Source organism: Erwinia aphidicola (assembly GCF_014773485.1).
In the GTDB taxonomy this organism is placed as follows: domain Bacteria; phylum Pseudomonadota; class Gammaproteobacteria; order Enterobacterales; family Enterobacteriaceae; genus Erwinia; species Erwinia aphidicola.
This window is the reverse complement of record NZ_JACXBP010000006.1, coordinates 376,466-398,702: the sequence shown is the minus strand read 5'-3', so window position 1 is coordinate 398,702 and position 22,237 is coordinate 376,466. Positions and strand designations below refer to the sequence as shown.

11 protein-coding genes are annotated in these 22,237 nt (G+C 58.5%); 10 read left to right on the top strand and 1 reads right to left on the bottom strand.

Annotated features, from left to right (window positions below; translation table 11 throughout):
* Positions 1 to 16 precede the first annotated feature (16 nt).
* The 10 genes from ID864_RS16760 to ID864_RS16715 all read left to right on the top strand — a co-directional run bounded on the left by ID864_RS16760 (position 17) and on the right by ID864_RS16715 (position 20,432).
* Positions 17 to 970 (top strand): ABC transporter permease, encoded by a 954-nt coding sequence (locus ID864_RS16760; RefSeq protein ID WP_048915654.1) that lies wholly within the window; start codon positions 17 to 19, stop codon positions 968 to 970.
* Positions 970 to 1,824 (top strand): ABC transporter permease, encoded by an 855-nt coding sequence (locus tag ID864_RS16755; RefSeq protein ID WP_048915655.1) that lies wholly within the window; start codon positions 970 to 972, stop codon positions 1,822 to 1,824. Before ID864_RS16760 ends, ID864_RS16755 begins: the two co-directional genes overlap by 1 nt.
* Positions 1,821 to 3,485 carry an ABC transporter ATP-binding protein gene (locus ID864_RS16750; RefSeq protein ID WP_048915656.1) on the top strand — a complete coding sequence of 555 codons (1,665 nt, stop codon included), beginning with the start codon at positions 1,821 to 1,823 and terminating at the stop codon, positions 3,483 to 3,485. Before ID864_RS16755 ends, ID864_RS16750 begins: the two co-directional genes overlap by 4 nt.
* A gap of 151 nt (positions 3,486 to 3,636) precedes the next feature.
* Complete coding sequence (locus ID864_RS16745; RefSeq protein WP_048915657.1) at positions 3,637 to 4,968, top strand: NAD(P)/FAD-dependent oxidoreductase; 1,332 nt, start codon at positions 3,637 to 3,639, stop codon at positions 4,966 to 4,968.
* A 9-nt stretch (positions 4,969 to 4,977) separates the two neighbouring features.
* The gene (locus ID864_RS16740) at positions 4,978 to 5,826 is read left to right on the top strand and encodes a GNAT family N-acetyltransferase (protein ID WP_048915658.1); all 849 of its coding nucleotides are present in this window, start codon (positions 4,978 to 4,980) and stop codon (positions 5,824 to 5,826) included.
* Positions 5,826 to 6,752: a 2-hydroxyacid dehydrogenase gene (locus tag ID864_RS16735; RefSeq protein ID WP_048915659.1), complete on the top strand. Its 927-nt coding sequence runs from the start codon at positions 5,826 to 5,828 to the stop codon at positions 6,750 to 6,752. Before ID864_RS16740 ends, ID864_RS16735 begins: the two co-directional genes overlap by 1 nt.
* A gap of 7 nt (positions 6,753 to 6,759) precedes the next feature.
* Entirely contained in the window at positions 6,760 to 7,887 is a 1,128-nt protein-coding gene (locus tag ID864_RS16730; RefSeq protein ID WP_318153237.1) for a M20 aminoacylase family protein, read from the top strand.
* A 136-nt stretch (positions 7,888 to 8,023) separates the two neighbouring features.
* On the top strand, positions 8,024 to 9,340 hold the full coding sequence (gene gabT / locus ID864_RS16725; RefSeq protein WP_099754917.1) for a 4-aminobutyrate--2-oxoglutarate transaminase: 1,317 nt from the start codon (positions 8,024 to 8,026) through the stop codon (positions 9,338 to 9,340).
* Between the two features lie 131 nt (positions 9,341 to 9,471).
* The gene (locus tag ID864_RS16720) at positions 9,472 to 9,978 is read left to right on the top strand and encodes an Lrp/AsnC family transcriptional regulator (RefSeq protein ID WP_048915662.1); all 507 of its coding nucleotides are present in this window, start codon (positions 9,472 to 9,474) and stop codon (positions 9,976 to 9,978) included.
* Positions 9,979 to 10,337: 359 nt separating this feature from the next.
* The gene (locus tag ID864_RS16715) at positions 10,338 to 20,432 is read left to right on the top strand and encodes a non-ribosomal peptide synthetase (protein WP_191150149.1); all 10,095 of its coding nucleotides are present in this window, start codon (positions 10,338 to 10,340) and stop codon (positions 20,430 to 20,432) included.
* 79 nt (positions 20,433 to 20,511) lie between these two features.
* On the opposite strand, the gene ID864_RS16710 is transcribed toward ID864_RS16715, so the two are convergent.
* A complete protein-coding gene (locus ID864_RS16710; protein WP_048917340.1) occupies positions 20,512 to 22,212 on the bottom strand; it encodes a methyl-accepting chemotaxis protein in 1,701 nt (566 codons plus the stop codon).
* Between the last annotated feature and the right edge of the window lie 25 nt (positions 22,213 to 22,237).

The window sequence follows — 22,237 nt, the reverse complement described above, 5'->3', positions numbered from 1 at the left end:
GAGCAGGAGAACGGCGATGAACCGGTACATTCTCACACTGATACTCCGGCGAATAGGGTCGGGTTTACTTACGCTCTTTATCGTCTCAGCGCTGGTATTTTTCATTACCAGCATGCTGCCGGGCGATGCGGCGCAGATGATCCTTGGCCAGTCGGCGACTGCAGAAACGGTGGCGGCGCTGCGCCAGCAGCTCGGGCTCGACCAGCCGCTGCTGATGCGCTATTTCAGCTGGCTATTCGGAATGCTTCATGGTGATTTCGGTACATCGTTTGCCAGTAACCTGCCGGTGACCCAGCTGGTGGCGCAGCGTATTCCTGCCACCTTCCAGCTGGCGGCGACCACCACCCTGGTCTCGGTGCCGGTCGCGCTGATCATCGGCATCACTGCCGCAATGAAGCGCGGCTCGCTGCTGGACCGGGCGCTGGTGGTCAGCACCATGGCGGTGGTCGCGGTGCCGGAGTTCCTGGTGGCGACCGTGGCGGTGATCATCTTCGCCGTTAAGCTGCACTGGGTGCCGGCGATGTCGCTCGGCTCCACGCATCAGGATTTTCTCGGCTTCCTGCGCACCTTCGCGCTGCCGGTGATGACCCTGTGCTGCGTGGTGGTGGCGCAGATGGCGCGCATGACGCGTGCCGCGATCGTCAACCAGATGGACAGCCCGTACCTGGAGATGACGTTGCTGAAAGGCGTCTCCCCACTGCGTGCCATGCTGCGCCATGCGCTGCCCAACGCGGTCGGACCGATTGCTAACGCCATCTCCCTCAGCCTCTCCTACCTGTTTGGCGGGGTGATAATTATCGAAAGTATCTTCAGTTATCCGGGGCTGGCCAGCCAGATGGTTGATGCGGTGAGCAACCGCGACCTGCCGGTGGTGCAGCTGTGCGTGATGTTCTTCGCCGTCTGCTACCTGGTACTGCTGATGATTGCTGACGTCCTGACTATTGCATTCAATCCTAAGTGGAGGGGCTGATGAACACACTCACGCTGCCGTGGCGCTTTTTTCAATCTCTCTCCGTCAGCGGACGTATTGGCCTGCTGATCACCCTGTTCTGGATCGTGATGGCGGTATTCGGCACCGCGCTGGCGCCGCACAATCTTGAGGATATCGGCGGCGGTCCGCTGTTCGGCGACTTCAGCCGCGAGTTCTGGTTCGGCACCGATTACCTCGGGCGCGACATCTTCAGCCGTATTCTGTTCGGCGCGCGCTACTCTATCGGCCTGGCGCTCAGTGCCGCGCTGCTGGCGAGCCTGGTGGGTACGCTGCTGGCGCTGCTGGCGGCGGTCGCCGGGCGCTGGCTGGAGGAGGTGCTGGGGCGCATCAACGACGCGATGCTGGTGCTGCCGGGCAAAATTCTGGCGCTGATGATCGTTGCGGTGTTTGGCTCGTCGCTGCCGATGCTGATTATCACCGCGGTGTTTACCTACTGGCCGGGCGCCTACCGTATCGCCTATGCCATGGCCTCGAACCTGCGTTCAATGGACTACGTGCAGGCCTCGCGCCTGCGCGGTGAAAGCCGCCTGTACGTTGCTATCCACGACATCCTGCCGAATATGCTGCACCCGATGCTCACCGACTTCGGCCTGCGTTTCGTCTATATCGTGCTGCTGCTCAGCGGCCTGAGCTTCCTTGGCCTTGGGGTTCAGCCGCCTTATGCCGACTGGGGCACGCTGGTACGTGAAAACTTGCAGGGGTTGTTTGACGGCTCCCCGGCGGTGCTGATGCCGGCGGTGGCGATTGCCAGCCTGACTATCGGCGCCAACCTGTTTATCGACAGCTTACAGTCAATGCGTTCATTAACCGTAGTCGCTAAGGGGGTTGCATGAATATTACGCCACACGCCTCCACCCCGATGGTGTCGGTCGAGAACCTGCGCGTCACCGCCAGCGCTGACGACGGCCATGAGTTAAGCCTGGTTTCCGATATTCGTTTCACCGTGCAGAAGGGTGAAGTGCTGGCGCTGATCGGCGAGTCCGGCTCTGGCAAAACCACCATTGCGCTGGCGCTGATGGGCTATGCCCGCCACGGCTGCAAGATTGCGGGCGGCACCGTGCACGTGGCCGGAACCGATGTCACCTCATTAACTCCCGCGCAGCTGTGCCAGTTTCGCGGCAACAAGGTAGCCTACATCGCCCAGAGTGCCGCGGCCTCGTTTAACCCTGCGATGAAGATCATGGACCAGGTGGTCGAGCCGGTGGTGATCCACGGGGTGATGAGCCGCGCCGCTGCTGAAACCAAAGCGATTGAGCTGTTCCGCGAACTGGCGCTGCCCAACCCGGAAACCATCGGTGACCGCTATCCGCATCAGGTCTCCGGCGGGCAGCTACAGCGCCTGATGACGGCGATGGCGCTGATTAGCGACCCGGAGGTGGTGATCCTCGACGAACCGACCACCGCGCTCGACGTGACAACCCAGGTGGAGGTGCTGAAGGCCTTCCGCCGCGTGGTGCGCCAGCGTGGCACCACCGCTATTTACGTCAGCCACGACCTGGCGGTAGTGGCGCAGATGGCGGATAAAATCCTGGTGCTGCTAAAGGGCAATATCGCCGAATACGGCACCACCGAGCAGCTGCTGCGCGCCCCGGTGGCGGAGTACAGCCATCTGCTGCTGGAGGCGGCGAAGCAGAAAACGCGCCCCAGCCCGTGGCAGGAGCAGGATGAGAACGTGCAGCCGCTGCTGCAGGTGCGCGACCTCAGCGCCGGGTACGGCCCGCTCGACGCCGAAGGGCAGCCGAAGATTAAGATCCTCGAAGAGATTAACTTCAAGCTCTATCGCGGCCAGGCGATTGGCATTATCGGCGAGTCCGGCTCCGGCAAAACCACGCTGGCGCACGCGATAGCCGGAATGAACAAGCCGAGCGGCGGCCATATTCTGTTTAACGGCCACTATATTGCCGGGGATATGCACCAGCGCCCGGAAAACGAGCTGCGCCGCATTCAGTACGTGTTCCAGATGGCGGATACCGCGCTCAACCCGGCGCACACTATCGAGACCATTCTCAAGCGCCCGCTGAAGCTGTTCCACGGGCTGCGCGGTGCAGCGCTGGAGCGGCGGATGTTCCAGCTGCTCGACCTGGTACGCCTGCCGCGCAACGTGCTGTGGCGCAAGCCGTGGTCGCTGTCCGGTGGGCAGAAGCAGCGCGTCAATCTGGCGCGCGCGCTGGCCGCCGAGCCGGACCTGATCCTCTGTGATGAGGTGACCTCGGCGCTGGATACCGTGGTAGCGGCGGCGGTGCTGGATCTGATTACCGAGCTGCGCCGCGAGCTGGGCCTGTCGGTGCTGTTTATCAGCCACGACCTGCACGCGGTGCGCTCGGTGTGCGACGAAATTATCGTGGTAAAAAATGGCCGCATGGTCACCCAGGTGGCGCGCGCCGATTACGACAAGCCGTCAAGCGAGCTGTACTATGAGCGCCTGAAGCGCGCGGTACCGGAGCTGCGCCAGGGCTGGCTCGACGAGCACCAGGAGAGCGATATCGCGTTGTAAGCAGATTAATTTCACGGGTCGACCAAAAAAAATGGTCGACCCCTACGATGAGATAGGTGTCGCGGCGAACGAGGTTGCGACGAGATTGCTGTAGGGGCGGACCCTCTTTTCCGGTCCGCCCTCATTAATAAATTTTCAGGTAAGGAACAACATGCCAGCACCGATTCGATACGTACAGGACAGCCCACATTTCCCACCGGCAGCGGATGTGGTGGTGATTGGTGCCGGGATCGCCGGGGCGGCTGCGGCCTATGAACTGGCAAAAAAAGGCGTCAGCGTGGTGCTGATTGAAAAGGGCCTGGTCGGCGGTGAGCAGTCGAGCCGCAACTGGGGCTGGTGCCGCCAGCAGAACCGCGACGAGCGTGAACTGCCGCTGATCAAGTACGCCCTGCAGCGCTGGGCCGAACTGGGCGAAGAGACCGGCGAAGAGCTGGGCTTCCGCCGCAGCGGGCTGGTGTACGCCACCCAAAACCAGGCTGACATCAACGCCTGGGAAGCGTGGAACACCATGGCGAAAGGCTATGATTTTCACAGCGAAATCCTCACCGCCGCGCGCGCTAAAGAGATGACGCCGGGCAGCTCCAGCCGCTGGCTGGGCGGGGTGTCATCGCCAACCGATGGTCATGCCGAACCCTCACTGGCGGCACCGGGCCTGGCGATAGCGGCGCAGCGCCTTGGCGGGCTGGTGTTTCAGCAGTGCGCGGTGCGCGGTCTGGATATCACTAACGGTAAGGTTAGCGGCGTGGTGACCGAACGCGGCCTGATCAAAACCAGCAGCGTGATCTGCGCGGGCGGGGCGTGGACATCTATGTTCTGCCGTCGTCACGGTATCGATCTGCCGCTTGGCAACGTGATCGGCACCGCTTTTCGCACCGCGCCGATTGAACAAAAAATTGCCCTGCCGCTGTATACGCCGGGCTTTGCCTGCCGCCCGCAGCTCGACGGCAGTTATACCGTCTCTGTTTCCGGCCGTGGCCGCCTTGAGCCTGGCGCGCAGGGGCTGCGTTACGCCCGCCAGTTCTATCCGACCTTTAAGGCGCGGCGTAAAAACCTGACGATTAACCTCGGCATCAGCCCGTTTATCCGCGGCCCGGAAGCGCTGGCGCGCTGGCAGCTGGATGGCGTGTCGCCGTTCGAGAAAGTCCGCATCCTCGACCCCCATCCCGATATGGCGATGGTGGAGGAGGGGCTGGCGGCGATGCGCAGCGAGTTCCCGTCGATGGCGGGCGTGCGCCTTGAGCAGGCGTGGGGCGGGATGATCGACAGCACGCCGGACGCGGTGCCGGTGATCTCCCCCGTCGGCAAGCTACCGGGCCTGATTATTTCGGCGGGTTACAGCGCGCACGGCTTTGGCATCGGTCCCGGTGCCGGGCGCCTTGCCGCCGATCTCGCCACCCACGATACCCCGATTGTTGATGCGAAGCCGTTCCGCTATGAACGCCTGATTGACGGTTCCGGCCTTGATGCGCCGGGCATGATGTAAGGAACAGTGATGACTCTTGAAATCAAAGCAATGAACGAAACCCATCTGGATGCGGCTTATGCGCTTACCCAGCAGCTTAAGTGGCCGCACCGGCGCGCGGACTGGCAGCAGGCGCTTTTGCTGGGGGAAGGGCTGGCGGCGGAAGAGCACGGGACGCTGGTTGGTACCCTCCTGTTCTGGCGCTGGGGCAAGGATTACGCCACCCTTGGCCTGGTGATTGTCGATGATGCTCAGCAGGGGCGCGGCATTGGCAAACAGCTGATGCAGGCGGCGCTGGCCAGGCTTGAAGGCAGCAACGTGCGCCTGCACGCCACCGCCGCCGGGCAGCCGCTGTATGAAAAACTCGGATTTGTCGCTACCGGCCACGTTGAGCAGCACCAGTGCCGCGAACTGGCTCCGGTAGCGGCCATCGCCTGCGGGCCGCAGCAGCGGATGCGCAGCGCGGGCCTCCAGGATGCCGCGCTGCTGACCGCGCTCGACCGCCAGGCGCACGGCCAGCAGCGCCCGCTGTTGATCACTCATCTGCTTGAGCGCGCCGAACGCTTCCTGGTGCTGGAGGAGAACGGTACCGCTGCCGGGTTCGCCAGCCTGCGCCGCTTCGGTCACGGCTATGCCATCGGGCCGATTGTGGCGCGCAATCTCGCTAACGCTAAACTGCTGGTCAGCGAGCTGCTAAGCGGCGTGGCGGGGCAGTTTGTGCGCATTGATAGCGACCGTTCGGCCGGGCTTGGCCCGTGGCTGAATACGCTGGGGCTGGTAGAAGTGGATGCGCCAACCACCATGGTCAAAGGGCAACCCTGGCAGCCGGAGAGCGGTGGCATGCAGGCATTCGGGCTAATGAGCCAGGCGATGGCCTGATGAATATTGTCTACAAATCAGAGCCCGAGCGCGGGCAGAAGTGGGCCGCGCTGGTGGCGGAAATGGCCCCGGCGGCCAGCTTCCGGCTGTGGCCGGAGTTTGGCAACCCGCATGAGGTGGAGTACCTGGTCGCGTGGGTGCCGCCGGACAATATCATGCAGCAGTTTCCCAACCTGAAGGTGCTGTTTTCCGTCGGGGCGGGTGCAGACCAGTTCGATTACGCCAGTCTGCCGCCGCAGCTGCCGGTGGTGCGTATGATCGAGCCGGGCCTGACCAGCGGCATGGTGGAGTATGTGACCTTTGCCGTGCTTGGCCTGCATCGCGATATGCCGCGCTATTTGCAACAGCAGCGCGCGGGCATCTGGCAGACGCACCCGGTACAGACCGCCGGCAAGCGGCGCGTTGGCGTGATGGGCCTCGGCGCGCTGGGCGAGGCGGTGCTAAAACCGCTGGTGGCGCTCGGGTTTGACTGCGCAGGCTGGAGCCGCACCCCACGCGATCTGCCCGGCGTGCAGTGCTTTGCCGGTAACCAGCGGCTGGCTGAGTTTCTTGCGCGCAGCGATATCCTGATCTGCCTGCTGCCGCTCACCGCCAGCACCGAAGGGATGCTCAATGCCGACCTTTTCAGTCAGCTGCCGCCCGGCGCGGCGCTGGTGCAGGTCGGGCGCGGGGCGCAGCTCAATCATGACGACTTAGTGGCTGCCCTCGACCGTCAGCAGCTGAGCGCGGCGGTGGTTGATGTTACCGCCCCGGAACCGCTGCCCGCCGGGCACGCCTTCTGGCAGCATCCGGCCATCTGGCTGACGCCGCACATTGCCAGCCAGACCCAGCCGGAGAGCGCGGTAAAAGCGCTGCTGGACAATATTCGCCGCTATGAACGCGGTGAACCCATGGTCGGCGTGGTCGACCGCGAACAGGGATATTGAGATGGATATTGCGGCATTAGTGGCGCTGCGGCGCGATCTGCACCAGCACCCGGAGCTGGGCTATCAGGAGCACCGCACCAGCGGGCTGGTGGCGGAATTCCTGGCCCGGCTGGGGCTGGAAGTCTATCAGGGCATCGGTAAAACCGGTGTAGTCGGGGTGCTGAAGCGCGGCACCAGCCCGCGTGCCGTCGGCCTGCGCGCCGATATGGATGCGCTGCCGATGGCCGATAACGGCACCCAGCCGTGGAAAAGCCAGCAGCCGAACGTCTGCCACGCCTGCGGCCATGACGGCCACACGGTGATGCTGCTCGGCGCAGCGCAGGCGCTCGCCGCCGATGCGCAGTTCGACGGCACGGTGAATTTCATCTTCCAACCGGCAGAAGAGGGGCTGGCAGGCGCGCAGGCAATGATCGACGACGGCCTGTTCGAGCGCTTCCCCTGTGACGAGGTTTACGCCATTCACAACTGGCCGCAGCTGCCGCTCGGCGTGGTGCAGACGCGCCCGGGGCCTATCATGGGCGCGGGCGATGCGTTTTCTATCCGCGTTGAGGGCGGCGGCGGGCATGCCGCGCAGCCGCAGTTGACGCCGGACACGCTGCTGGCGACCAGCGAGCTGGTGGTGGCCCTGCACACCATCGTCAGCCGCGATCTTGACCCGTGCGACCCGGCGGTGCTGACGGTTACGCGCATCAACGGCGGCTTCTCGCACAATATGATCCCGGCGCAGGCCACGCTGAGCGGCACGGTGCGCAGCTTTGACAGCGCCGTGCAGGACCGCATTGAGCAGCGCATGCGCGAGCTGGCGCAGCACGTCACCGCCGCCCACGGCCTGACGGCTGCGGTGCAATATGACCGTTACTATCCGGCAACCATTAACGGCGCTGAGCAGGCGGCCACCGCATTATGTGCGGCGGCACGTGCCGGGCTGGCGCACGCCGAGGCGCCTAAACCGGCGCTGACCTCGGAAGATTTCTCGTTTATGTTGCAGGCAAAACCCGGTGCCTATCTGTGGCTGGGCAGTGCCGACAGCCGCCCGCTGCACCACTCCGAATATGATTTTAACGATGCGCTGATCCCGTTCGGCATCCGCTGGTATTGCGCGCTGGTGCAGGAAACGCTCGGGCCAGAAATTTAACCGAAAGATTAGCCCGAATTACGAAAGTTAATGCTGCTGCCGCTCCCGGAACGGCAGCTTAATGGTCCGGCTTATTGCGATACTTGGCAGATGCCCGCTGGGGCAATTCATCATTTTCACGTCAATGAGGCATACAATGCATAATTTACTGGCTGAGCAGCAGACATTTTCTGATAACGCCCTGTTACTGGACGCCCGTGCCGAAAACGTGCCGCGCGGCGTGGTCACCGCGCACCCGATTGTGATTGCCAAAGGCAAAGGTTCCGAAGTGTGGGATGTGGAAGGTAATCGCTATTTAGATTTCGTTGGCGGCATCGGCGTATTAAACGTCGGCCACAGCCATCCGGCAGTGATTAATGCCGTCACCCGGCAGCTGCAGTTGGTTTCCCACGCCTGTTTCCAGGTGGCAGCGTACCCGGGCTATATCGAGCTGGCAAAACGCCTGAATAAGCTGATTGGCGGCGGTGAAGAGTTCAAAAGCGTGTTCTTTACCAGCGGCGCGGAAGCGGTAGAGAACGCGGTGAAGATTGCCCGTGCGCACACCAATCGCCCCGGCATTATTGCCTTTGACGGTGCATTCCACGGCCGTACCTTATTGGGGGTGACCTTAACCGGCATGAGCCAGCCGTATAAGCAGAACTTCGGCCCGTTCCCCGGCGATATTTACCGCGTGCCGTTCCCGAACGCGTTCCACGGCGTTTCCGAAGCGGACTGCTTAAAAGCGCTGGATACCCTGTTTGCGGTGCAGATCCTGCCGGAGCGCGTAGCGGCAATAATCATCGAGCCGGTGCAGGGCGATGGCGGCTTCCTGCCGGCTTCCCCGGCGTTTATGCAGGCGCTGCGTGAGATCACCACCCGCCACGGCATTCTGCTGATCTGTGACGAAGTGCAGACCGGCTTTGGTCGTACCGGCAAGATGTTTGGCTTCCAGCACACCGGGATGGTGCCGGACCTGGTGACCGTGGCGAAAAGCCTCGGCGGCGGGCTGCCGATCTCCGGTGTGGTGGGTAAAGCGGCGATTATGGATGCGCCAACCCCTGGCGGCCTCGGTGGCACCTACGGCGGTAACGCGCTGGGCTGCGCGGCTGCGCTGGCGGTGCTCGATCTGTTTGAGCACGACAACCTGCTGGAGCGCGCGAACCAGCTCGGCGAGCAGATGAGTGCGCGCCTGCAGCAGCTGGCGGATAAATATGCCTGCATCGGCGAGGTGCGCGGCATTGGCTTTATGCAGGCGGTGGAGATCATCGACTTCGAAAGCAAACAGCCCGATGCGGCGCTGACGCAGAAGATCCTCGACTGCGCCTGCCAGGAGGGGCTGCTGCTGATCAAGTGTGGCCTGCAGCGTAATACCGTGCGCTTCCTTGCCCCGCTGGTGACCAGCGACTCACAGCTGGAAGAGGCGCTGCATATCTTTGATATCGCCCTGGCACGCGCCACCGGACGCCTGGGTTGACCACTCTTCCTCATTGATATTATTGCTTTTATTGATAATTACGCCCGGATAGCACGCGATGTTAAATCACTGGCGTACCAGTGATTAAGCGTGCTATACCATCTGGGTGACGTGAACCAATGAGGGGTTTTATGAACGGCTTAATGAAACTGGACCGTATCGACATCAACATTCTGGTACAGCTACAGAAAGATGGCCGTATCAGCAATGTCAATCTTGCCGACGCCGTCGGGCTTTCGCCCAGCCCCTGCCTGCAACGCGTGAAGCGTCTGGAAACTGCGGGCTTTATCACCGGTTATGAAGCGCATATTAATCTGACTAAAATCACCGATTCAGTCACGGTGTTCACCGAAGTGACGCTCTCCGGTCACCGACGCGAAGATTTCCTCAAGTTCGAAAATGCGATCCGCGAAGTGGACGAGCTGATGGAGTGCCATCTGATCACCGGCGGCTACGACTATCTGCTGCGCTTTATCACCCGCAGTATTGAGCACTATCAGGAAGTTATTGAAGGACTGCTGGATGCCAAGGTCGGCATCGACAAGTACTTCAGCTATATCGTGATCAAGTCACCGATTATGAAAAGCAGCGTGCCGCTACGCTCGCTGATCGCTCGCCATACGCAGGTTGAATTTTAACAGCGGGTCGGGCATGCCCGACCTCTGCTATTGATCCCCTCAACGAGTGCAGGGGCGGGGCTTGCCGTGCCTGTTGATGCCCTGACAAAGGTTTTTTAGCTCACCACGTTGACCGAAAATTATCCCCCCCTCTCTGTAAATCGGAAAATTCGCCATAACTTACGTCATTTTATGTTAATCAAACTTATGACGTTGGTGAACTCTGCTCTTTTCTTATTTTTCTAAAATATAATTTTATTTATCATCATTTTTTAAGATAAGTTGTTTGTGTGAAATTAGGCGTATTTATTGTTAATTTCTAAACATACTCCGGCAGAAATTCGAGAGTAAAAGTTTGTATTTATTTAAATGGAGTTAATATGATTGGTTTTTCGGTATCGCCATATACTGAAACTTTCTGGAATGAATTCTTAATCAATCCGAAATCCTGTGAGTATAATTTAGTCGTCGATCAGGCGATAAATGGGCCATTAGATATCGCACGTCTGGAAAATGCGATTGCAAAGTTAGTCGAAGAAAATATTCTGTTTAGTCACGTGCTGAGTGATAGCGGCGACCAACTCCGTTGGGTGCCGGGTAATAAAAGTATCATACTTGAGCAGCTTGACCCGTCGTGCGATCTGTCCGCGCGAGTAAAGGCCCCCTTTGACCTGCGTAGTGGCCCACTCTGCCGCTTCTTGCTGGTAAGGCACGATGCGCATCACCATGATTTGATTGTCATCCTGCATCATACCCTCCTCGATGGCCTTTCGGGGCAGGAGTTTATTGACGCGTTATCTCACTATTATAATCACCGGGGCCAACAGCCGTTCGGTCGCAATAACAGAGAAACCATCGATGAACAGAATGCCCGTTTCAAGCAAGAGATATCACGCCTGCGCACTGAATTTAATTCAGTGGATTTTTGGCAAGAGATGCTGGCGGGTTGTCAAAAAGTTAATGATATTCCAAAAATCCATCAGAACACCCTACCAGGTCAGATACACTCGTCTGAGGTTCGTTTTCACATCCCTTATACTCAGTGGAATAGTCTGAAGTCCGGTGTGAAATACGCGAGCCATTTCCTGATTTTTAAAACATTATGGGCAACCCTTCTTGCCAGAATGTCAGAGGAGAAATCGGTCTGTATTGGCTATCCAGTGTCTATTGATGGCGGCAGTGAGATGTATTACGGCGCTCAGGTGAATATGGGGATTTTTCCTCTGAGCCTCTCTGCTGAGTCGACGTTTCGTGATATATATCAGCTAAGCATCAATTATATCCGAAAAATCAAAGCGTCGGGAAAATTGCGCCATACTCAGCTGCCGATTTATGAAGTTATCAGACAGACTGGCATTCAACATTTGAATGTTAACTTTTCCCAGGCTTATCTCAAGGATGCGCCTTTCTCGTTGGAAGGTTGCCAGCTCAGCATCAACAATCGATTTAATATTGATCTATCCGGTTCAGAGCTGCTTCTGGAGTATCAACCCGCTGATGATGGCTTCGATTTTCGCTTGAGATATCGCACAGATCTGTTCGATGAGCATCAGATGGTTGAGATGTCGGAACAGTATTGCGATCTGCTGAACGCGGCTTTGCAGCAGCCGGACAGGCCGCTGTCCGATTTCCCTTTGATCACGGCCCAGCAGGAATCACGACTGCGCGACCAGTGGAGCAGCGAGCCCGAGGTAGTCATACAGAGCTGTACCACACTGCTATCCGGTTTTGAACTGCATGCCAGCCGCCATCCCGAGCGGATTGCCCTGCACGACGAACAGGGTTCCCTTAGCTATGGCGAACTGTCACAGCGGGTTGACCGTCTGGCCAGCCAGCTGCACACCGCCTTCCGGCAGCTGACGGGGGAGCCGATGCTGTCGGAGACCCTGATCCCGCTGTTTATTGAGCGAACCAACGATGCGGTCATCGGTATGCTGGCGATCATGAAAGCAGGGGGAGCCTATGTGCCGCTTGACCCTCACACCCCGCAGCAGCGGCTGAGCTGGATCCTGCAGGATGTGGCTAGCCCAATCATTCTGACACAAACCAGCCTGCAGGACCGGGCTCGCACAGGGGCAGAAAACATACACTGCCTGCTGATAGATGCGCTGGCGCCGTGCAACGACGATGAGCCAGTGGTACACCTGCCGCGGATTGATAACCGACAGCTGGCTTATGTCATCTACACCTCCGGCACCACCGGGCGCCCCAAAGGGACCCTCTGTGAGCACCGTGGGGCGATCAATACCATTCTCGGCCACACCCGCCGCATTCTTGCGGATGAGCGCGGCGTGCTGAATTGCCTGCAGTTTGCCACCCTGGCTTTTGACGCGCATGTCTATGAAGTCTTTATCGCTTTGCATAACGGGCATAGCCTGCACATCGCCAGCGAACAGCAGCGCAAAGATTTACAGCAGCTGACGCAGCAAATGGCTGCCTGGCAGATTCATTTCTGCTTCCTGCCACCGGCCCTGCTCAGTACCTGCCCGGCGTTCCCTGAATCTGTGCGCTACATCGGTATGGGCGGCGAGTCGGTGGCGGAAGAGGTACTGAACCACTATCTGGCGCAGGGAATGCGCGTCTCAAATCTCTATGGCCCCACGGAAGCCTCGGTCAGCGTGAGTGTGAACCTCTATCAGCATAATGGCGCGCGTAATATTGGCTGCAGCATAGACAATATGCGCTGCTATGTCGTCGACGAACGGGGGCACATACTGCCGACTGGCGTGGTTGGCGATCTTTGCCTGTCGGGGATTGGGCTGGCCCGCGGTTATCTCAACCTACCGGAGCTGACGGCGAGCACCTTTACGGACAATCTGCTGGAGGAGGGTGAAAATTATCAACGTTTTTACCGTTCCGGCGATAAGGCGCGCCGCCTGCCTGACGGCAGTATGGAGTATTGCGGGCGTCAAGATCAGCAGGTAAAAATTCACGGTCATCGCATTGAACTGGGTGAGATCGAAAGTGTGATGCGCGCTATCCCAGGAGTGCAGGGGGCGGTCGCGGCCGTGCAGAGCGAACCTGTGCTCCAGCTGCGAGCCTGGTACGTGTTGTCGCCAGGCAGCACTCTCACGGCAGAGAAGATCATACAGGTGCTTAAACTTCAGCTGCCGCTGTATATGATTCCTGGCGCAATGAGGGCAATTGCGGCGATCCCGCTGACGCTCAACAGCAAAGTGGACTATAAGGCCCTGCCCGAACCGCAGAGCGTTGACAGCTGTACTCACTATCGGGCGCCTGCCAATGCGCTGGAAAGCCAGCTTCTGGCGCTGCTTAATCAGCTATTGAAATGCCAGGCGGGCACTGACGATCACTTCTTCGCTCTCGGAGGCGACTCCATTCTGGCGATCAGATACTGCCATGAGATTTACAAGCGGACTGGCCTGCATGTGTCGCCCTTAACCCTGAGTGAGTACCCTACCGTTGCCACGCTGAGCCATCAGCTGGCATTGAGCAACGAAACGGTGCCACAGGTCACTATTCCAGCCATGGGACGTGACAGCGGACCGCTCTCTTTCCAGCAGTCTCAGCTCTGGTTTATGGCGCAGCTGTCTGCGCAGGCGACACATTATCTGACGCCGCTGATGCTCCAGCTTGACCCGACAATTGACTGCGAACGGCTGACGATCAGCCTGCAGGCGCTGGTTGCGCGACATCAGGTATTACGCAGCCTGATAGTGCAGGATGAGCAGGGCGAAGCGAGCCAGCAAGTAACCCCACAGACTCTGACAGTGGCGCAAAAACATCTGCCAACGGAAGACCATGTTACAGCCAGCGTCGAGCAGGCACTGCAGCAACCCTTTGATCTGAAACGTGAGATTCCGATACGGGCCACGATTTATCATTATCAGGATGTGTCGGGCACTGCACGTATCGCCTGCCTGCTGGTATTTCATCATATTGCCTTTGATGGCTGGTCGCTGAATGTGGTGATGCGGGAGCTCGACGATTTATATCAGTACTTCGGTAAGACAGCGTCAGCGGATCCCGTCGTGCCTGAACGGCAATATCTGGATTACGCCCTGTGGCAGCAGCAGCAGGCGGCGAATCAGCAAAGCGCTTTGGACTTCTGGCTTCGGGCGCTTGACGGGCTTCAGCCACTTGATATCCCGATGGATTTTTCCCGGCCAGCCTTTGCCGATGTGCGGGGTGACAATGTTGAAGTGCTGCTGCCGGCGGCGCTTATTGAGGCGTTACGCGCGTTGGCCCGCAGGCAGGGCGTGACGCTGCATGCCGTGACCCTGGCCGGTTTTGTGCTGCTGTTATCCCGTTATACCGGGCAGGACGACGTGGTGGTGGGTTCGCCGCTGGCTAATCGCGGACAGGCGGAGCTGGAAAATCTTATCGGCTTTTTTGTCAATACCCTGCCGCTGCGCCACCAGCTGGACAATCAACTCTCTGTTGCTGAATTTATCCGTCAGGTGGCGGACAACACCCGTCAGGTGCAGCAGCATCAGGATATGTCCCTGAAGCAGCTGGTGGACCATCTTGCCATTGCGCGTGACTTTTCCCATCATCCGCTGTTTCAGGTGATGTTCAGCCTGGAAAGCGAGGAGCACTCTGACGCTGTGCCGCAGTGGCTGTCGTTGGTGGATCTGAGTGAGAAAGAGAGAACGGCGAAATTTGATCTGACTCTGACGCTCAAGCCTTGCCAGGAGGGGATGCGTGCGCGCTTCAACTTTGCCAGTGCACTCTTCAGAAAATCAACGATTTCCCGGCTCGCCCACTACTATCTGCAGATGCTGCAACAGCTGATAGAGCATGAGGAACGGCCGCTAGCGGCAGCCGGGTTGGGGGCGGGTATCGCCCTCTCGCCGCCGAAAGCAGCATTTGACTATCACTTTGAACGTCCGCTACATCAGGACTTTATTCGTCATGCCCAGCAAAACCCGCAGGCAGCAGCGCTGTTCGATGATCGCGGCGAGATGAGCTACGGTGAGCTGTATCAGGCCGCACAAATGTTGGCGACCCAGTTACGATTACAGGGGGAAGTGACTGGAGAAGCTGTCGCTATCCTTGCGGATAAGGGGCGACAGCAGCCTGTTGCGATACTCGCGGTGCTGATGTGTGGTAAAGCCTTTTTGCCAATGGATAAGGCCTGGCCGCTGCAGCGCAGACTGGCGGTCATGGCGCAGGCCGGGATTAACACCGTTTTGAGCAGCGAAGCGTGGGCCACTGAAGCCGTCAAGGTCATTCTGCTGGACCGCAGGGGGCTGGCATCGGAACTGCCGCTGGCAGAGCAGCTACTGCCGCCGGTGGAGGTGGCCGCGAATGACCTGGCCTATATTATTTTCACTTCCGGCTCTGGCGGTACGCCGAAAGGGGTCGCGATTGAACATCGTAGCGCGGTGAATACCCTGGAAGGGGTACAGCGTCGCTTCAGCATTGATAAGCACGATCGCAGCCTGGCGCTCAGCGCAATGAGTTTTGACCTTGCCATTTGGGACATTTTTGCCCCGCTTTCCGTCGGTGGCGCCGTAGTGATGCCTGCTGAGCAACATCGCGCCAGCCCGCAGGCATGGTATCAGCTGATGATGTCGCATCGGGTGACCCTCTGGCTCAGTGCTCCGGCCTTGCTGGAGCTGTTGCTGGATTACGTTATTAATGCCGGATCCCTCGATCGCCCACGTCCGGCGTTGCGGCTGGTCATGGTGGGAGGGGACTGGATCGCCACATCCTTACCCGAGCGCTGTCGCCAGTGGGCACCTGGCTGCCAGTTCTGCAGTGCAGGCGGCGCGACAGAAGCCGCCATTTTCTCCATTCTGTACGAAGTTCCACCTGAAAAGGTGCTGACGGTCAGTATCCCGTATGGTCGGGCGCTGCCCCATGAACAATTTTACGTCCTGGATCGCTGGCTGCGGCCCGTGCCTGAAGGGGTTAAAGGCGAGCTCTTTATTGCCGGAGAGGGATTAGCGCGCGGTTACTATCATGATGAAGAGCGAACCAACGCCAGTTTCTTCTGGCATCACCAGCTGCAGCAGCGCGTGTATCGCACTGGCGATTACGGGCGTTTCCTCAGCGATGGCAATATCGAATTCATGGGGCGCATTGACCAGCAAGTCAAAATCAATGGCTACCGGGTTGAACTGGGTGAAATTGAAAACGTGGTGCTGGCTTATCCGCGGATAACGGGCTGTTGCGTGATATTGACTTCCGCTCCTCAAAGGGTTCTGGTCGCCTATATCACTGCCAGTGAAGAGATTGATATTGTCTTATTGCTTCAGCAGTTACGCGCCCAGCTGCCGCAGTACATGGTGCCCAAAACCATTATGCAGCTTGAGCAGATCCCCCTGACGCTTAATGGCAAAGTCGCGCGCGATTTACTGCCGCCAGCAGTGCCTCAGGCGCAGGCGTTTGTGGAGGCAGCGAGTCATGAAGAGACGATTTGTTGCGATATCTGGCGTGAATTGCTTAACGTGGAGCCAATCGGCGTAGAGGACAACTTCTTTGCGCTGGGGGGCAATTCCCTGCTGGCTATCCAGGCCAGCTACCAGCTTAGCCGACGGCTGAAAAAGCAGGTTACGCTCAGCGAAATAGGGCAGTACCCCACGATCAGATCGCTGTGCACTTACCTGGCGCAGAGTGGGCCGCAGACAGCGGGTATTTCTATCCCGGCCCAGCAACGCGACCGCTGGCCGCTCTCTTACTCACAGATGCAGCTGTGGTTTATTGAAAATCTTAACGGTGGCAGCAATCTGTACCATGTTCCGATGCTGTTCCGGCTGGCGCCAGGCACAGATATTGACGCCTGTTGCCACAGTTTGCAGGCGATTGTTGCCCGTCATGAAGTGCTGCGCAGCGTGATCCATCAGCAGCAGGCGCAGCTAGCCGAGTCAGTGCGAACTGATGCAGCGCTCGAGGTGGCTCGCATGATGCTGGCTGCGGGTGAGTGGCCGCGGCAGCTGCAGCAGGATATCGACCGTCCATTTAATCTCAGCACAGAAATTCCGACCCGCGCCACGATTTACCAGGTGTATGAGGGGAATACGCTGGACGTTTACTGCCTGGTTGTTATCCATCACCTGGCTTTCGATGGCTGGTCGCAAGCGTTGTTTATCCGCGAGCTGGCCGAGCTGTATCCCGCTTGCTGTTTGGGCAGCACGCTGCCATTGTCCGCACCCGCGTTACAGTATGGTGACTATGCCTGCTGGCAGCGAGAGTATCTTGACTCCGGGCGGGCGCAGGCGCTGAAAAACTTTTGGCGGGATAAGCTGCACAACTGGCAACCTCTTGAGCTGCCGCTCGACTACCCCCGCCCGGCAAAGGTTGATCATCGGGGGGCCAATTATTGCATCAGGTTACCAACAGAACTGGGTGCTCAATGTGAGCATTTTGTTCAGCAGCATGGCGTAACGCCATTCGCGCTGTTTCTCGCCAGTTTTAACCTGCTGCTGAGCTACTTCAGCGGTCAGCAGGATATTTTGGTCGGTACGCCTGTCGCTAACCGCCCGACGGAGGAGGTGCATAATGTTATCGGCTTCTTTGTTAATACCTTGCCGCTACGCTCGCAGATCGATGATGACATCACGCTTGCCGCGTACATACAGGGTGTGTTCGACCAGGTGATGGAAATTCAGCAGTATCAGGGCCTGCCTCTGGACCAGCTGATCGATATGATGAAGGTGCCGCGCGACCTGGCTTCTCACCCTTTGTTCCAGGTGATGTTCCTGTTGGAAGATGAGGAAGTTAATCCGTCATTCCCTGACTGGCTTATCCCACAAAGCCTGAACAAAAATTATCAGGTAGCCAAGTTTGATATGACCTTGAGCGTACAGAAAAAAACGGAGGGGACGCAGCTGATATTTAACTACGCCACGGCGTTGTTCAGTGCTGAAACCATAGAATACCTGGCGCGTTACTATCTGCGCATCCTGCAACAGCTGGTGAATCATAGCCGCCTGCACATTAAAGAGATGCATCTGATCGACTCAGCCGACGTGTTGCGTCAGCGAGCAGAGTGGCAGTCCAGCCTGCCGCAGTATGACTTCGAGCGTGCCATTCATCATGATTTTATCCAGCATGCCCGGCGGCAGCCGCAGAGGGTGGCGCTGATAGACAGCGAAGGGGCACTGAGCTACGGCGAACTGTATCAGGCGGCGCTGCATCTCTCTCTGCAACTACGGCAGTTTACCGATATGGAGGCGGAGACTATTGCAGTGATGGTGGATAAAGGGCGCGCGCAGATTATTGCCGTAATGGCTATCCTGATGGCCGGCCGGGCGTATCTGCCGCTTGACGGCTCCTGGCCGGAGCGCAGACGGCGCGCCATCATCAGCCAGTCACAATCACGGGTCATTATTAGCAGTGCCCCCTGGCAGTGCACCGACAATGCTCGCCTGCTGGCGATAGATAGTCACGGCTGCGTCGCGGAACTTCCGCAGCCGCAGCCGGGCGAACCGGTATTCGCGGCGTCGGGTGAACTGGCGTATGTCATCTTCACTTCCGGTTCTACTGGGGCACCCAAAGGGGTGGCCGTTGAGCATCGCGGCGCTGTGAACAGTATTGTTGATACGCTGCGGCAGCTGAGCATTGGCCCGCACGATCGAGGGCTGGCGCTGAGCGCGTTGAGCTTTGATATTTCTGCATTTGATATCTTTGGCATTCTGTCGGCTGGTGCAACGATGGTGATACCGTCGGAAGCCCAGCGTTATCAGCCAGATGCCTGGCATCGCCTGATGATTGAGCACGACGTGACGTTCTGGAACTCTGCCCCGTCAGTGATGACATTACTGGTTGAGTATCTTGAGTCCGGCGTGCAGCCCGGTGCCAGCTGGCCCGCCTTGCGCAATGTGGTGCTGGTGGGGGAAGTGATCTCCCGACAGCTTCCCGCGCGTATTCGCCAGTGGCAGCCGCACTGTCGTATTAGCAGTACGGGGGGGGCCACCGAGAGTTCTATATGGTCGATCATCTATGAGATTCCTGACGGACCGATACTTGCTCCCAGCGTGCCTTACGGCAAAGCGATGGCGCACCAGCGCTTTTACGTGCTTGACCGCCATATGCGTATCCTACCGCCTTGTCTGCCGGGTGAGCAGTATATCGGTGGGGCAGGCGTGGCTCGTGAATATTACCGTAATCGCACCCTTACCGATGAGCGTTTTATCTGGCATCCGGTGCTGGGGGAGAGGCTTTACCGTACCGGGGATGCCGGGCGTTATCTGCCTGATGGCAACCTTGAATTTTTAGGCCGTATGGATTTTCAGGTGAAGCTGAATGGCTATCGCGTTGAGCTGGGGGAAGTCGAAGACTGCGCGATGGCATTCAGTCCCATCAAGTCCTGCTGCGCGATTGTCAGAAATGACGACAGCCAGCAACGGCTGGTCCTTTACTACGTCTGTGAGGAGCCGCTGGTGGAAGTTGAGCTGCTGGAATTCATGAGTCAGCAACTGCCGCTATATATGATCCCGACCGCGTTAGTGAGGCTGGATGCGTTGCCGCTTAGCTCCAGCGGTAAGCTGGATCGCAAAGCACTGCCTGCCCCGGCCAGCAGTAGCGAAACTGATTATGTTGCCCCGAAAAATGCGCTGGAGGCGCAGCTGTGTGCGCTGTGGCAGGAAACGCTGCACTGCGAACGCATCGGCATGACCGATGATTTTTTCCGCGCCGGGGGAACGTCAATTATCGCGATCTCGTTGTGCATCAGGCTTGCTGAAATTCTGGGTTCGCCGGTCCCGGTGGTGAAACTGTTCCAGTGCCGTACCCTGAAAAATCTGTTAGCCAGCCAGCACAACAGCCTGGTGATAGCGCTCAACACCCCTACGCCCGGTGCATCTGCGTTATGGATGATCCATCCGGCACTGGTTGGCGCTGAAGCGTTTTATCCGTTTGCGCAGGCCTTCCAGGGCCGCATAAACTGCTTCGGTATCGACAACTACAATCTTTATCATCGGCCGCCGATTGATTCTCTGTCCACGCTTGCCGCTCGCTATCTTGATGAGATGACGGCACACGGGCTGTTAAGCGGAAGTTCGCCAGTACAGATTGTCGGATGGTCGTTGGGGGGACTGATCGCGTTGGAGGTTGCCGCGCTGCTGGAAGCAAGGGGCGTCGGCCAGGTGTCACTGTATCTGCTCGACAGTTTCTATCAGCAAGCCGTGGGAGAACAGCCATCATCCGATCTGCTGTCTGCCCTGGGCATTACTGCGGAGGCGGCACAGCGGGCAATGGCTATTGCAGGAACGGAACAGCGGCTTGCACAAGGTGTTATTTCGCGCAGGCTGATGACCACACGCGTGACATTGTTCAAAGCGACCCAGCCCAACCCACAGCTACCGGATGACGTAATGCGAGAGCTTCTGGCAGTGCAGGATAATGGATTGCAGCAAGTTTGCGAAGATTTGACGGTGATCCCGCTGGCGTGCCACCACCATAATATTCTGCAATGTGCAGAGGAGATTGGCGAAGTGATTATCCGTAATAAAGAGGGCATAGCGTTGGATAAGGCCACAGAGTTGTTGCAACGGGCCGACCGGTAACAGGTCGACCCGACAACGAACCCCTCAACTCTCGTCAGGGCGAGGCCTGCCTCGCCCTGATTATCCATCTTAACCCCGCTTAAAATGTTTCCCAATTCTCATTACTGACCAGCGCCGGGCGCGTGGCGGCTAACGCTGCGGGTTTGCTGCTGACGCTGCTGTTTTTCACCGCAGCAACCGCGCCACCACTCAGTTTAAATGCCGACACCGCCTGAGTCAGGCGCGCCGCCTGATCTTCCAGCGACGCAGCGGCAGATGAGGCTTCCTCCACCAGTGAGGCGTTCTGCTGGGTGACGTTGTCCATCTCGGTTACCGCATGGCTGACCTGCTGGATCCCTTTGCTTTGCTCGTCGGATGCGGCGGCAATCTCGGCCATGATATCGGTCACGCGGCGCACCGCATCAACGATTTCACCCATGGTATTGCCCGCGTGCCCCACCTGCGAAGATCCCTTACCAATCAGCTCCACCGATTCGGCGATCAGCCCCTCAATCTCTTTCGCGGCTCCGGCGCTGCGCTGCGCCAGGTTGCGCACCTCGCTGGCGACCACGGCAAAGCCGCGCCCCTGTTCACCGGCCCGCGCGGCTTCCACCGCGGCATTCAGCGCCAGGATATTGGTCTGGAAGGCAATGCTGTTGATCACCGTGGTGATCTCGGCAATTTTCTTCGAGCTGCTGGAGATGTTGTTCATGGTATTGACTACGCCGGTCACAATGTCTCCGCCCTGGCGCGCTTTACCCGACGCATCGGCAGCCAGCTGGCTGGCGTGATGGGCATTTTCAGCGTTCTGTTTCACGGTGGCGGTCAGCTGTTCCATGCTGGCAGCGGTCTGCTCCAGCGCGGAAGCCTGCTGTTCGGTGCGTGAGGAGAGGTCGGTATTGCCTGCGGAGATCTCGCTCGATCCCTGATAGATCGCCACTGCCCCTTCGCGCACGGTCCCTACCGTTTTCACCAGCGCCTGCTGCATCAGCTGCAGGTTATTCCCCAGGCTGCCGATCTCACTGCGTCCCCAGACCTGCGGCGGCGCGGTCAAATCGCCGTGGGAGATCTGCTCAATTCTTTCCACCGCCTGGCGCAGCGGCGTAATCACCACCCGGCGCAGGAAGATGAAGGTAGCCAGCGTCAGCAGCAGTGCGAGGCCGAATGCCGCCGCCATCATAATAAAGCCAAGGCGGGTTTGCGCAGCGGCCTGCTCATTAAGCCCGTCGGAACGCTCAGTGCGCAGCTTGATCGCTTTAAAAAGCACTTCGTTATAAGCGTCATCCAGTTTGCGGGTGTAATCCGTTTCCTGGGCGATAACGCCTTCAAAGCTGCCATCACCCGCGCTTTTCAGCATCGGCTCAAGTCCCTGCTTAATATAAGCGTCGAAGCGTTTTTTCAGCTCCACGTCCAGCGCTATCCCTGCCGGGGTTTTTACCGGGCGGTTGAGGTAAATAGTGAAATTGTCGCGTGCCGATTTGATGCGCTTTTCTGAATTGGCGAGATTGGCTTTGAATTCATCCATCTCACCGATACGTGCAGCGGCACCGGCATGGATCACCGTCAAACGCGCAGCGCGCAAATTATTAGAACTGTTTGAGATCGCCATGCGGATAGCAATTTCTTGCGTAATATCATTGAGCGACTTATTACTCTGGACTAAAAAATAACTGGCGAGGCCGATACACAGGGCAAACAACAGCAGAATTCCGCCAAGAATGGCGGCGAACAGGGGAACCAGGCGCAAATGTTGCCAAAAGCTGATGGTCGGCTGCTCGTGAGATTGTAATTGTGATTTCATATCCTTGCTCTCTGTCAGTAGGGAC